The organism is Rhodococcus sp. FW305-130, assembly GCF_058788335.1.
The window spans coordinates 88,205-101,662 of record NZ_JBYTAP010000003.1 but is presented as its reverse complement, the minus strand read 5'-3'; the positions used below and the strand labels follow the sequence as shown (position 1 = coordinate 101,662).

The window sequence follows — 13,458 nt, the reverse complement described above, 5'->3', positions numbered from 1 at the left end:
ATTCGATGCCTTACGAATCAGGGCTTCCCAAGTCCGTAGGTGAACTCTCCAGAACTCCAGTTCATCGTCGCGTGGTACTTGTATCCACTCATCATGCCGTCGCCCTTATTCTCGTTGGCTGCGAAGCACTCAAAGACCGTGGTTTTTTCAGATAGGTCATCAGTCGAACCACCCCCGACAGGGGAACAGGACACCGAAATAATCGGACCGTCCATAAACCCTTTCGTAACGTGATCCTCAGCCATTGTCTTGACGCTGCTTTCAATATTGGTCACCGCCAAGATACGTCGGGCGCGTTCGCTAGCATCCTTACTCTCCTGAGCGGATTTTTCGGCGGCAACGCGGGCAGCTTCTTCATCGGCCGCCAACTGAACCGCCGCTGCCGCTGCATCCCGCTCAGCCTTCACGTTGGAATCATGGGACAGTTTCCAGACTGTCCCGCCGACCGCCGCGAGAAGAACAATCGCCAGCGCCGCTATCAAAACCTTCTTCGGTGGCCGCTTTCGCGATGTGGGCGAGTCCTTCGAATCCGGCGCAGGCAGGGGTAGCCACTTTGTCCCATCCCAGTAACGTTGACCGCCCGCTGGATCTGGGTACCAGCCCGCGGGTATCTGGTCAGATGGCTCGGACATCGTCGTGCTCCTTCATTCCTGGATAGAACCGATCACACTGGTGGGTGTGGTTGGAAATTGCCAAAATTAGCGAATCTGTCCCATCCATAAATCTTGAATGCAACGCGTTCGGGACCGGTCCGCTGAAACGGATTTCGTTAGTTCAATCAGAATAGAGAGTGATACCGACAAACCGTCCAGTTTTGGAGATCGAGCGCCACCCTATCGGAACAAAGGACGAGCCTTGGACCTACTACCTCGCCTTTTCCAGAACGAAACTCACCTAACCGCAGCACCTAGTCGGCGAGTACCCCGACTTCAGCCGTACGCCGTCGATGAACTTGCCAGCACGGCCAAAATATGAGGAGCCGTCGAAAGCGCATCGCTACGCCTACCATCGGCGATTGATCGAGAGATCAATCCGTCGACGCGGAATTTGCGTGTTTTATGGGTACGTTCAAGCATCGCGGCTACTTGTCGGAGACACGTGACATCGCCATGCTTCGAGTCTGTGGCCGTAGCCGTAGCCGTGGACACGTCAGCAGGAACTTCGAGATGCCTCAACGGAAATCGCCGGGACACCATTCGCTGATCTGCGAATTGAACCACTTCACAGCAATTTGGTATGCCACGCAGGGATGCAGCTGCGTTATCCACGTCAGTTCACAACTCGGAAATCAAATCCATCCCGATCCCAACACAAAACTGGAACGAACCGCTCAGCGCCCCGACACGAAACCATTTGGAGCACGACGATGTCTTGCCCAGGGTCCGCGCCTGAGCCGCACTCCAGGCGCGAGCAGGCTCAGCCGCCGTAGACCTCAGGGTCCAGGGTGCCGATGTACGGCAGATCGCGGTACCGCTCGGCGTAGTCGAGGCCGTAACCGACGACGAACTCGTTGGGGATGTCGAAGCCCACGTCGCGGACGTCGACGTCGATCTTGACGGCGTCCGGCTTGCGGAGCAGGGTGACGACCTCGAGCGAAGCGGGATTACGCGTCTTGAGGTTGCGCATCAACCACGACAACGTCAGGCCCGAGTCGATGATGTCCTCGACGATCAGCACGTGGCGACCGGCGATGTCCTTGTCGAGGTCCTTGAGGATGCGGACGACGCCCGAAGACGAGGTCGAGGATCCGTAGGAGCTCACGGCCATGAATTCCATCTGCGACGGGATCGGCAGGGCGCGGGCGAAGTCGGTCATGAAGAAGACCGCTCCCTTGAGGACGCCGATCAGCAGGAGATCCCCTTCGGGGGCGCCTGCCGGGTAACGCTTGGCGATTTCCTCAGCCAGTTCCGCCGTTCGTGCACGGATCTGTTCTTCGGAGATCAGTACCGATGCGATGTCGCCCTCGTACACGCGTCAAACCCTTCGTCGGTCTTCGAATCCGAGGATCAGCCTGCCACGTCGCCGGGCCGCCACCAACCTCGCCTCCGGTGTTCCGCCCCCGATCGCGACGCCGCCTTGCCCCCGCCAGTCGATCACCAGGGCGTCGACCGCCCGTAACTGTTTGTCCGTCAATGCTTTTGCGCCGCCCTGCAGCAGCCAGGCTCGCAGAGCGCGTCGGCGGATTGCGGTGGGCGCTTCGGCAAGTGTGTCCACTTCCACTTCCCCGTCGACGACAGCCCGTAGAAGTAGGGCCTCGGCGTACTCGTCGAGCGCCTCGCCGTCCTCACGCAACTGCGTCGCGGTTCGGGCCAACGCCTCGGCAACTCCCCCGCCGAGAATTTCTTCGAGCAGCGGCAACGCCTCGTGCCGCAGACGCACGCGAGTGAACTCGGGATTGTTGTTGTGCGGGTCCTCCCACGGCGTGATGCCCAGGTCGACGCAGGCCGCCCTGGTCACCGACCGACGGATGCCGAGAAGCGGCCGTCCCCAGGGAGCATCGAATGCAGCCATACCCTGAATCGATCGCCCACCGGACCCGCGGGACAGTCCGAGAAGGACGGTCTCTGCTTGATCGTCGAGCGTGTGTCCGAGCAGAACCGGGAGGTCAGTCCTGGCGTCGCGCAGAGCGCTGTACCGAGCCTCACGCGCAGCGGCTTCGAGGCTCCCACCTTCCGCTACGTCGACGGTCAGCACCGTCGCGGTCCGGCAACCCAGCGCCAGCGCCTGGTCTGCGGCCGAGCGCGCGACGGCATCAGAACCATCTTGTAACCGATGGTCCACGATCAACGCGTCGACAGAATCGGTTTCCGCCACGGCTGCTGCGGTCAGCGCCAACGAATCGGCGCCCCCGGACAGGCCGACGACCACACGGCGTCGTGGCTCGAATGCGAGCGTCCACGCCCGCACAGCCTGTCGCAGCGCCAGTAGGGCAGGCGTCTCAGGCAGCAGCATCTAGCCGAGAACGCGCTTTACCCACGCGTCGGGATTGTCGATCTCGTCGAGCAACGGCAAGGTCTCGGGCCCGGTCCAGATGGTGTTGAACTGCTCCATGCCGACCTTGAGAACTACCGCGTCGACGAAGGCCTTGCCGCGTACGTACTGCGCCATCTTGGCGTCCATGCCGAGAAGCATCTTGATGATCCGCTGCACGGGGTTGGACTTGCGCTGCCGACGCTTGTCGAAGGCCGCGCGGATAGTTGCCACCGACGGCACCACGGCGGGGCCGACGGCGTCCATCACGTGGTCTGCATGCCCTTCGAGGAGAGTGCCGAGTACGAGCATCCGATCCAGCGCGTCACGCTGGGGTTCCGCCTGCGAAGCACGCAGCAGGCCGATGATCCCGCCCGCCGTCGCACCGTCACTGGAGTCGGGTTCCTTCCGCGAGCGCAGCTCTGCAGCAAGGCGCCCGACAACGTCGGTCATCGACTCGTCCACCGTCGCACCAAGCGTTTCGACGGATTCCTTCATGTACTCCGCTAGCCACGGTGAGGACGAGAACTGAACCCGGTGAGTGACCTCGTGCAGGCAGACCCACAACCGGAAGTCACTCGGGTTCAGCCGAAGGGACCGTTCGACGGAGACGATGTTCGGTGTGACCAGAAGCAGGGTGCCGTGCTCGCCGGTGAACGGGTCGTACTGCCCGAGGATCGCCGAAGACAGGTACGCCAGCATGGCGCCGGCCTGCAAGCCCGCCGGCTTTCCGACGATGAGATTGCCACTGCCGTCAGGGTCGGCGCCGGTGAGATGCGCCATCGACCGCGAGGCCGCCGTGATCCACCCGGCCCGGTCGAGCACGTCAGCGGCCGGGACCGGTAGACCGTCGGCCAAACCGGTCACTTCACGAACCGGCAGTTCTGCACGCTTGGATGCCTCGGCGAGTTCTGCGGTTGCCGTCTCGGCCGTGTAGCGAGACATCGCGGGGCCGCCGCGCGCCAGTTTTATCCCGGCTTTGGCGGCAAGACTCCAGTCGACGGCACCACCGAGCGGAGCCGAGGCTTCATCATCTTGTGGAGTCTTTTCGGCCACTATTGGCACCCGCAATTCCTCAATGCTCCGGCAATCGCGTCCAGGGCAGGACGGCTCACTTCTGGCGGCCGGTCATTGGACATCAGTGCGAAGGTGAGCACTCGCCCGTTCTGATCGACCACGAACCCTGACAACGCGCTGGCCGTCGAGAGAGTTCCCGTCTTGGCCCGTACCCAACCCGCACCGGTTCGGTTTCCGGACGCGTAGCGGTCGGACAAACTTCCTGTTCCGCCGGCCACCGGAAGGTAGTCCAGCAGCGGACGCAGTTTCGGATCACCGTCACCGGCCGCCGCCGTCATGACGCGATCGAGTACCTGAGCGGGAATGAGATCGTCGACGGAAAGTCCGCTGGAATCGTGCAGCGAAACTCCGGTGTAGTCGAACCCGGCGGCCTGCAGGGTCTTGCCGGTCGCGTCGACGGCTCCGGTGAACGAGGCTTCGATTCCGGAGGCAATCGCGACCTCACGCCCGATGGTCTCGGCGAGCACGTTGTCGGAATGTTCCATCATCTGCAGCAGCCGGTCGCTCAGCGGCGCCGACTGCACGGTGGCGATCGGCTTGGCACCGGCAGGCGCCGCGCCGAGACTCACGTTGGCGGGATCGACACCGAGGGCCTGAGCGAGCACCTTACCCGCGTCCAACGCGGGCGTTTCCGAACGCGGCGACTCGTCTTGAGTGCCGTCGTACCGACCGCCTTCGATCATCACCGATTCGATCGGGGTGATGTAACCGGCCGCGATGTCAGCGGGGAACCACCCGGTGGCCATGTTGTCGCCCTTGAACAAACTCGAGTCCACCACGACGCTGGTCACCGGCGTACCGGCAGCCTTGATCTGGTCGACGAGATCCGCGATGTGCGCTGCGTTGGCGTAGTACCCGCTCTGCCCCTTCGGCGTCGCCGTCAGCGTCGGGTCACCGCCGCCGACCAGAACGACCTGCCCGGGGCTCGCTCCGGGGACCACCGTCGTGGCCAGCCGGTGGTCGAGCGGCAGCTTCAGCAGTGCCGCCGATGCGGTCAGCACCTTCGTCGTGGACGCAGGCGTCATCGGCGTCGACGGGTCTGCGCTCCACAGAATGTTTCCGGTGAGCGCATCAGCGACTACTCCGGTGAACTTCCCCAGATCCGGGTTGGCCACGGCCGGGCCGATCGCCGCTGCGATTCCCGACGCGCTCGGGATCGGTGCGTCCGTCGGGACGGGCACCACCTGAGGTGACGGCGTCACGAGCGCAGGCTGCGGCGACGTAGTCACAGTCGCGCTGCCGGCTGTGTCGTTCGACGTACCAAGTTTCACGACGACAACTCCGGCGACGGCCAGTACAACCACTGCACCGACCGCCAGAAGGATGCGGAAGTTACGCCGTCGACTCTCTTCCAACGAGCCGATCTTCTTCTTTCCTTGGCCCGCCAACGCCCCTCCGTCTGTGCTCTGCCTACTGGGTGGTCAGGCAACCTTATCCTTGACCCGATATCCTTCCGACGAATCATTACCGACACGACAGCGAGGAATCGGCGTGGAGTTCGACGTCACCATCGAGATCCCCAAGGGTCAGCGCAACAAGTACGAGGTCGACCACGTAACCGGTCGCGTCAAACTCGATCGCTACCTCTACACAGCTTTCGGCTACCCGGCCGACTACGGCTTCATCGAAAACACCCTGGGTGAGGACGGCGATCCGCTCGACGCCATGGTCCTGCTCCCCGAGTCGGTCTTCCCCGGCGTCATCGTCGAGGCTCGCGCAGTCGCGATGTTCAAGATGGTCGACGAGGCCGGCGGAGACGACAAGGTCCTCTGCGTTCCGGCCGGTGACCCCCGCTGGGATCACATCCAGGATCTGGGTGACATCTCACAGTTCGAGCTCGATGCGATCAAGCACTTCTTCGTCCACTACAAGGACCTCGAGCCGAACAAGCACGTCGAGGCAGCCAACTGGGTCGGCCGCGCCGAGGCAGAGGCCGAGATCGAGGCTTCGATCAAGCGTCTCGCTGCCGACGGCGGTCACTGAGCTCGAGTTCTCAGGCCTTACGAAAATCCCCGCACATCGGAAGATGTGCGGGGATTTTTGTGTGCTGTTTTTACTCACCCTTGCAGTTTCTACTCACCCTTGCAGTTTCTACTCACCCTGGAAGACTGGCGGGCGCTTCTGGAAGACGGCGGTGATGGCCTCGGTCAGATCCTGCGAAGGCAGGAACGCCGCGTTCCAGGCTGCGACGTAGCGAAGGCTGTCGTTCACGCTCGCGCTGCGGGTGTGATCGAGCACGTCCTTGATCCCGTGGACCACGAGCGGCGGATTGAGCGCAATCTCCTTGGCGGTCGCGCGCGCCGCGGCCAGTACAGCGTCGGCATCTTCGAAAACGTCGTTGACGAGGCCGATCTTCTCGGCGCGCGCTGCGTCGATGTCCTTGCCGGTCAGAGCCAACTCACGCAGGTGTCCGTCGCCGATGATCGCAGGCAGACGCGCGAGGCTGCCCATGTCTGCGACGATCGCGACCTTGACCTCGCGGATGCTGAACTTGGCATCGGCACTTGCGTAGCGGATGTCCGCCGCCGTGATGAGGTCGACGCCGCCGCCGATGCACCAGCCCTGAACAGCTGCGACGACGGGCTTGCGGCAGTCTGCGACGGCATTGATACCCGACTGCATGCGCTTGATCATGTCGTGGAATTTGGTGCGCGGACCTGCCTGAGCCTTGTCTGCGAGGACGGCACCGAATTCACCGCTCATCGCCGGCAGGTCCAGTCCGAACGAGAAGTGCTTGCCGGAACCGGCGATGACGATTGCACGCACCTCGGGATCGGCGTCGAGGTCGGCGAAGATTTCGGGGAGTTCATTCCAGAAATCCGGCCCCATCGCATTGCCCTTGCTCGGCCCGATCAGCGTCACCTGGGCGATGTTGTCTTCGCACTCGACGGTGAACGCATTCCAGCTCTTCAGTTCAGTCATTACTCAAGAGTAACTAAAGGTCGAGCTCAGCCGAAGACCCCGCCCTATCGAAGGCGCTGCCCTATCGAAGGCGCTGCCCTATCGAAGGCGCTGCCCTATCGAAGACGCTGCCCTATCGAAGACGCTGCCTTCATCCGAAGATTCCTGCCTCGTCCAGGACGAGCACTACGAGCGTGACGGCCATCAGGGCGAACATGATGAGCATCGCCATCCTGGCCGCCCGCTCACTGGTCGGCGGGAAAACGCGCTGCGCGGGATGCTCTGCCACGTACTCGGACAAGGACATGGTCCTGGCACGTGAGCGTGTCGGATTCTGTACCGCTGCTGTTGTAGCCATGTCGGTGATCCTTTCAACTACGCAATCTCAGTCAGGTACCCCAAAGGTGAAGTACCCGACTGAGTTCGACTTCTCCAATGTAGACCCGCAGACCGAAGAAGTCAGCGTGAGTTTCGTGCGAATTACCTGAGAGTCAGTCCACACAGGGAATGCCGCCATTCGCGTCGGCCCGGATGGGTGATCCCTGCGCTCCCGTATCGGGAACGGTGCCGGCGGATACCGACGAGTCCGACTGCGCCGGAGCGGCCGAGAACACGGTCTGCGCATTGTCCTCACCGATCAGTACAGACACTGATTCGGCCGCTGCCTGCTCGTTAGGCACTGCGGCCACGCCCAACTGCTCGGCCAGCGCCTCTGCGACGGCTTTGGCGCCGACTCCATAGCTGACCACCGACTTTGCCGTCGCAGCTGCGGTGCTCACCTCTCCGACTTCGACTCCCGACGCTTTCATCGCCGCTGCCAACGCGGCGCCCAACCCGTCCGTCGCGGTTCCGTTGCGGATATCCACAACTTCGTTCCCGGTCGAGACAGCAGTGTCCATCGCAGGTGCAGATGCCGAGTCACCTCCCGCGAAGATCCGCGACACTTCACTACGCAGACGCGCCGGATCGACCATGTTGACGTCCTGGCCGTCGACGGTCTCGTATCCCTCGATGGGCAGGGTGTAGAAGTCGATGTTCCCACCTGCGAGAGCGCTTGCCTGAGAAGCGAATCGGACGGGATCCATGGCAGAATCGATCACCACGTCCTTCTTCACCACGTCGGCCAGTGCCGTCATCTTCGGAATGTTTCCGATGACGCCGGAGCCCTTCAAGTTGGCGATCACCGCGCTGATGAAAGCCTGCTGCCGGTGGGTGCGATCCAAGTCCCCGTTGTCCAGGCCGTGGCGTTGACGGACAAACGAAAGTGCCTGTGACGCATCGAGAGTCTGAACCCCCGCCGGGAAGTTGGCGCCCGAGAAGTCATCCTGCACCGGATTGTTGAGGCACACCTGAACAGGGCCGATAGCCGAGACGACGTCATAGAAGCCCATCAGGTTCACTTCGGCAAAGTGATCGATCGGAACCTTGAGCAGATTCTGCACAGTGGTCAGTGTCGACCGCCGACCGACTTCACGCGCTTGCTGTTCTCGTGCAGCAGGATCCGTCACACCGTCCGCTACGAGTTTGGCGTCCGCATCAGCCTTCGCCATTCCGTAGGCTTCCTTGATCTTGGCCATTCCATAGCCGGGTACAGAGACGTAATCGTCGCGTGGAATCGCCACTGCACTGGCCTTGCCGCCATCGCCCGGAACATGGAGCAGGATAAGCGTGTTCGTGTTGTACCCACCCACATCGCTGTCCCCTGCGTGCAACTTGTCGGTGACGAACTCTGCCGGCAGGTCACTGCCGTCCATCGCCTTGCGACTGTCGAGTCCGATCAACAAGATGTTGGTATCCCCGTCGAGAGAACTTCCGGCGTCCTCACCGAGGGCGGAGAGCGCATCCGACCGGTACAGCCCCGACGTCAGATCCGACTGCACGTACCACCCGATTCCGACGCCCACCAGAATCGTCGTCGACAGGGACGCCGCCGCCAGCTTGCGCCCTACCGAGAGCGTCGACCGCTGCGGTTGACGCCTACGCCTGTGCCTGGTTGCCGAGTGTCGAGGTCGCGGTTCCACGGCCGACACGCTATCCACCGTTCCTGAGTAGAACCTGTCGATACCGGACACGGCTGGTCATTCGCTGAAAGAACGCTGAGAATGAAGTCCGAATTGGGCGAATTTGCTCTAGGCTCCGCCCTGTGGACCGCCGACGCTTCCTCAGTGCCCTCGCAGCAGCAACTCTGACCGGAACCGCCGCAGTGACCATGGGAACCGCTTGTTCGTCACGTTCGGTCGGGACGGCGGTCGCCGCAGCCGACGAGCCAGCAGACCCCGTCCCTGTCCCAGATCTCCCGCCTGCCCTGTTCCCGCCTCCACCGCCGTCCGCCCGGGTGCCGCTGCCCGCCGGCGGATCGTTGACCGCCCTGCCCGGTGGCGGAGATCTGCTCGCACTGACGGTTGACGACGGCGCCAGTTCCGAAGTCGTCCGCCTCTACACACAGTTCGCAAAAGACACCGGCATCCGTTTGACGTACTTCGTCAACGGGCAATACAACTCGTGGACCGAAAACGCCGGACTTCTGAGACCGCTGGTCGAGAGCGGACAAATTCAGCTCGGCAATCACACCTACTCGCACCCGGATCTGACGTCCGTGTCCAAGCAGCAGATTGTCGACGAGCTGACGAAGAACGGCACGTTCCTGCGCAACACCTACGGCGTGGACGCGGCGCCGTACTTTCGGCCGCCGTATGGAAGGCACAACGCGACAGTCGATTCCGTGGCCGCGAGCGTCGGCTACACCGTACCCACCCTCTGGTACGGGTCGCTGTCGGATTCTTCGTTGATCACCGAGGAGTACATCCTGCAGATGGCGAACCAGTACTTCAATCCGGGGGCCATCGTGATCGGACACCTCAACTATCTGCCCGTGACCCACGTGTATCCGCAACTGGTGGACATCATCCGAAGCCGGAACCTGCGGACCGTCACGCTCAACGATGTCTATTTGAAGCCGTGACGCCGTGGTGACCTCAGCCGACAACGAGGTTCCGGCCGACAACAGGGCTCCGTCTGTGAAACAACGCACCGAGGCCTGGCTGCTCGCGGACATCACCGAGGAACCCGCCGGACATCTGGGGCCACACCGGATGGCGCCGAAGAAGGAGAAGCGCCACCCGTGGTGGAAGGTGATGTGCCTGACGGGTGTCGATTACTTCTCCACTCTCGGTTACCAACCCGGTATCGCGGCGTTGGCGGCCGGCACGTTGGCTCCCATCGCGACAGTCGTGTTGATTCTACTGACGCTGTTCGGTGCGCTCCCGGTCTACCGGCGAGTGGCTCGCGAGAGTCCGCATGGCGAGGGTTCGATCGCGATGCTCGAGAAGCTGCTACCCAAGTGGCGCGGCAAGATCTTCGTTCTCGTGCTTCTGCGCGAACCGGAGGTGCCCCCCCGGTTGGGGGAAATCGCGGCCGAATCGTCGGCAAATCTCACTAGGGTTAGGTGCGTGTCCTGATGGCCGACGTCCTAACGCTTCCGGCGATCCGGAACGGGAACGATTCGAACGGTTCATCGTGCGCGGACCTGGCGAGCGGGATTGCCATTTTTGGACCGGCAGCATTTCCGATGACGGGTACGGAAGAAACTGAGCGGAATTACATCGGGTATACATTCGACCGATACCGACTTGGTGCACGAGGAGCAAACAGATGCCGGAGCCGTTCGCGATCGAGGTGGACTCCTTCTACAACACGATCGTCCTGCGATCACCGGATGACTACGAACCGCTCGCGCCAGAATGGTTTCCCACCGAACCCCAGTTGGTGAACAGCGGAGCAGGCCGGTTCGTCATCCACACCGGTGGACGCGGACTCGTACGCGTGACAGTCTCCGCAACCGACACGCCCGCAGCCTAGTTCGGCTCCACGTCAACCCGGGTAAGGCTCGTCGAGAGCGCGGAGGCGACGAGGCCGTCAAGCAAGCTGAGCGGAGGTTGCATCAAATGCAACATTGATGCATCTGTTTCGGCGCCGATTGCCGTTATGTCCGGTGGTCAGTGGTGTCCGGGGAGGTCGACTGGCGGATGTGCAGTATTCGAAACGTGCTACATTCCCAGCCTCTTCATCGCCGCCCGATTCAACCGACGGACCGTGAGATTGGCCTATCATATTCCCATCACGGCTGAGGGCTCGTCATACTTCATCCAGAAACGCGCCCGCAATCGATATCGGATCCTCTCGTCCAGGTCGCACTTCTGGATGACCTCGCAAGCATCAAGCAGAAGTGCACGGTCGATGTCTGGTGGAATCGATGGCCTCGCACGCCGAAGTTCGAGTTGGTCGTCACCGGTAGCGCTCTCGTGAAACGCTGCGAGAACGCGTGAGACAACGTCATCGATCAGTTGACCTTGCTCGTCATTGTCGCCCCAGTACCCGGGTGGGCTGTGATCGGAGGACCACGTCGAGACGCTATAGGCCAGAACACTTTTCGGTCGTGGATCCGACGGGACGTGCGGGACCTTCGCGAGGTCCAGCGGGGTTCGGGCAGTTGGCCGCGCCGCCGCCGCGACGGCGGGGGTTGACGTGGACGACTGGAGCGGGGCTATCGGCGCCGGCACGGGTTGGCGATCGACTTCGACCACTGCTGCATCGACCGCCGCGCCGTCGATGTTGTCGAGTTCATCGACAGCCGGATTAGGTGCCGACTAACACCATGCGCTTTACCCTCGACAGTCGGTACAGCGAGCAGCAGGACCTGGACTCCATGCACCTGGGCTTCCTCGACTGCTTCGGCGAGATCATCATCGCCGGAGACGAGAAAGAACACGTCGGATGCCCTGTTGCGTGCTTGGGCCACGAGGTCGAGGCCCATTCGAAGGTCGACCCCCTTCTGCTCAGCGTTGACACCGAACCGTCCGAGTCGGAGCTTCACTTTGGGGAGCTCGCCGATGCGTTCCTGCTGTGCATCCGGAATCCCGTTGCGGGCCGAGTCGCACCAATGCACCCGCAGCATCGCAGTCCTGCCTTACTTCCGCAGCTGCCAACAGTGAGCCGATCAGTTTCGAGTAGTCGACATGGATGCCGCCTCGCAGTGAAGTGCCGGTGACACGAGTCGCAGCAGAGGCGAGGAGATACCCGGCATCGATGTAAGAGCGCAGGTCGACCGCATGCGACATTATGGCACGCAGCCAATCACCGCCCCGTCCAATCACAATCAGCCACTAACTGAGGCCAATTCAATACATCAAGAAAGAGTTTCCGCGATTAGCACTAAAGTAGTAGTACTAAAGTTCAGAGCTTCAGTTCTCAACCTACTGAATGGTAGGGAATTTGCAGGAACCGTCACCAGAAACAGATCACTACGTCCACGATTTTTAAATTTCTAGAACGGGTTCCATCCCGCCGAATAATCAGCTATGGTGATTCGCGTCACCCCAAAGATGCAAGGTTCGCGAAAATGCTTTGAGACGCCCGGTTTGATTACGATCAAACATTTAATGGCCACTCGACGTCCATTCGGAATCTCACATCGGGGCTGGCTGGGCTTCATGGCTGCAGATCATCGTCGGCTACTCGCGTTCCGACCTGACTCCTCAGTGCCCAATTTTCGTGGGGTGCAAACCGACTTTTTTGTCAGACCGCACAGCGAGATACAGGTGACCTTGTTAAGAACAGAAAGGTTCGGAACATGAACATCAAGAGGATTTCGTCTGGCGCCCTCGCCCTCGCAGGAGCATCCGCCATCGCTTTCGCTGGGCTCGCATCGGCCGGCCCGGCCGTGCCGGGCGTTCCCACCGCCGACAACCAGGTCTGCGGAATGGCTTCAGATCCCGCAGGAAATGGCGTAGCAGGCGTTGTCATCAACGGCACTGTAGGTGGGGTGGCCATGCCGATCTCGGCCACGACGAATGCGAACGGAAGCTACTGCGTCCAGGGCACATCCACCCTCGCCAATGATGTCATCGGCGGCGCCAAGGTCCAAATCTTCGCTACCGCACCCGCCGGCAAGACGATTACCAGCTCCAACCCCTGGTACTCCACCACGTTCGGAACTAACCAGATCGATACGTGGATCTTCTTGGCCCATCTCGACTCCACGTACAACTCTGCGGTCGGATTCAACTTCACTACATCATAAGGAGGAATAAATGTCAGTAGAGTTCCTGCGTGCACTCAAGGCTCTCGTAACCGGTTTGACCCCAGTTCTCGGCGGTTCACTTGATGGCTTGAACGCGATGTCCATGAATAGCAACTCGGATGGTGGTCTGTGATGGGTTCGGTAGCCGAGGCGACCTCGTCATTGGGTCAAACCGTAGTTCAGATGGTTCCCACTCTGTTCATGTTTTTGATCCAGACCCCATTGGAGCTATCCATGGGATTCAAGGTCTAGAAAAGGAGAGCGCGATGTCGCTTGAAGCAACGTCAGTCGATTTGATGGCACTTGTGCGGAAAACATGGATCGGTTCCATGAACCCGTTACGAATGTTCCTCTTGGCACTCTCCTAAGAAAGGACCTGGATGATGCTAGGAAACTACTGGAATGGTCTCGTGAACCTAGTTCTAGGTTTA

At 61.3% G+C, this 13,458-nt stretch carries 13 protein-coding genes and 2 pseudogenes; 6 read left to right on the top strand and 9 right to left on the bottom strand.

Annotated elements, in window-relative coordinates:
• Positions 1-17: 17 nt before the first annotated feature.
• From AC3WQS_RS10475 to dacB, 5 genes are all read right to left on the bottom strand, one after another.
• Positions 18-632 (bottom strand): DUF2510 domain-containing protein, encoded by a 615-nt coding sequence (locus AC3WQS_RS10475; RefSeq protein ID WP_029537491.1) that lies wholly within the window; start codon positions 630-632, stop codon positions 18-20.
• A gap of 784 nt (positions 633-1,416) precedes the next feature.
• A complete protein-coding gene (gene hpt / locus AC3WQS_RS10470; protein ID WP_019746778.1) occupies positions 1,417-1,971 on the bottom strand; it encodes a hypoxanthine phosphoribosyltransferase in 555 nt (184 codons plus the stop codon).
• Positions 1,972-1,974: 3 nt separating this feature from the next.
• The gene (tilS, locus tag AC3WQS_RS10465; RefSeq protein WP_492712762.1) at positions 1,975-2,952 is read right to left on the bottom strand and encodes a tRNA lysidine(34) synthetase TilS; all 978 of its coding nucleotides are present in this window, start codon (positions 2,950-2,952) and stop codon (positions 1,975-1,977) included.
• Positions 2,953-4,026, bottom strand: coding sequence for a zinc-dependent metalloprotease (locus AC3WQS_RS10460; protein ID WP_019746776.1), 1,074 nt, complete (start codon positions 4,024-4,026; stop codon positions 2,953-2,955).
• The gene (dacB, locus tag AC3WQS_RS10455; protein ID WP_029254401.1) at positions 4,026-5,435 is read right to left on the bottom strand and encodes a D-alanyl-D-alanine carboxypeptidase/D-alanyl-D-alanine endopeptidase; all 1,410 of its coding nucleotides are present in this window, start codon (positions 5,433-5,435) and stop codon (positions 4,026-4,028) included. Before dacB ends, AC3WQS_RS10460 begins: the two co-directional genes overlap by 1 nt.
• A gap of 103 nt (positions 5,436-5,538) precedes the next feature.
• Between dacB and AC3WQS_RS10450 the strand changes: the two genes are divergently transcribed.
• Complete coding sequence (locus AC3WQS_RS10450; protein ID WP_020968339.1) at positions 5,539-6,030, top strand: inorganic diphosphatase; 492 nt, start codon at positions 5,539-5,541, stop codon at positions 6,028-6,030.
• 108 nt (positions 6,031-6,138) lie between these two features.
• On the opposite strand, the gene AC3WQS_RS10445 is transcribed toward AC3WQS_RS10450, so the two are convergent.
• The 3 genes from AC3WQS_RS10445 to AC3WQS_RS10435 form a co-directional block, all read right to left on the bottom strand.
• Positions 6,139-6,969 carry a crotonase/enoyl-CoA hydratase family protein gene (locus AC3WQS_RS10445; RefSeq protein WP_153211372.1) on the bottom strand — a complete coding sequence of 277 codons (831 nt, stop codon included), beginning with the start codon at positions 6,967-6,969 and terminating at the stop codon, positions 6,139-6,141.
• 130 nt (positions 6,970-7,099) lie between these two features.
• A complete protein-coding gene (locus tag AC3WQS_RS10440) occupies positions 7,100-7,306 on the bottom strand; it encodes a hypothetical protein (RefSeq protein WP_124568973.1) in 207 nt (68 codons plus the stop codon).
• A gap of 133 nt (positions 7,307-7,439) precedes the next feature.
• A complete protein-coding gene (locus tag AC3WQS_RS10435) occupies positions 7,440-8,969 on the bottom strand; it encodes an LCP family protein (protein ID WP_223257993.1) in 1,530 nt (509 codons plus the stop codon).
• 122 nt (positions 8,970-9,091) lie between these two features.
• Here AC3WQS_RS10435 and AC3WQS_RS10430 point away from each other — a divergent pair, with 122 nt between their 5' ends.
• The 3 genes and pseudogenes from AC3WQS_RS10430 (at position 9,092) to AC3WQS_RS10420 (ending at position 10,806) form a co-directional block, all read left to right on the top strand.
• A complete protein-coding gene (locus AC3WQS_RS10430; protein WP_047889824.1) occupies positions 9,092-9,910 on the top strand; it encodes a polysaccharide deacetylase family protein in 819 nt (272 codons plus the stop codon).
• A gap of 130 nt (positions 9,911-10,040) precedes the next feature.
• Positions 10,041-10,322 (top strand): annotated as a pseudogene (locus tag AC3WQS_RS10425) (amino acid transporter); the annotation flags it as partial.
• Positions 10,323-10,599: 277 nt separating this feature from the next.
• A complete protein-coding gene (locus AC3WQS_RS10420; protein WP_029254398.1) occupies positions 10,600-10,806 on the top strand; it encodes a hypothetical protein in 207 nt (68 codons plus the stop codon).
• A gap of 248 nt (positions 10,807-11,054) precedes the next feature.
• On the opposite strand, the pseudogene AC3WQS_RS10415 reads toward AC3WQS_RS10420, so the two are convergent.
• Positions 11,055-12,058, bottom strand: a pseudogene (locus AC3WQS_RS10415) (NYN domain-containing protein).
• A gap of 519 nt (positions 12,059-12,577) precedes the next feature.
• Here AC3WQS_RS10415 and AC3WQS_RS10410 point away from each other — a divergent pair.
• The gene (locus AC3WQS_RS10410) at positions 12,578-13,027 is read left to right on the top strand and encodes a hypothetical protein (RefSeq protein ID WP_029254397.1); all 450 of its coding nucleotides are present in this window, start codon (positions 12,578-12,580) and stop codon (positions 13,025-13,027) included.
• 10 nt (positions 13,028-13,037) lie between these two features.
• Positions 13,038-13,160 carry a hypothetical protein gene (locus AC3WQS_RS10405; protein ID WP_003941095.1) on the top strand — a complete coding sequence of 41 codons (123 nt, stop codon included), beginning with the start codon at positions 13,038-13,040 and terminating at the stop codon, positions 13,158-13,160.
• The last annotated feature ends 298 nt before the right edge of the window (positions 13,161-13,458 follow it).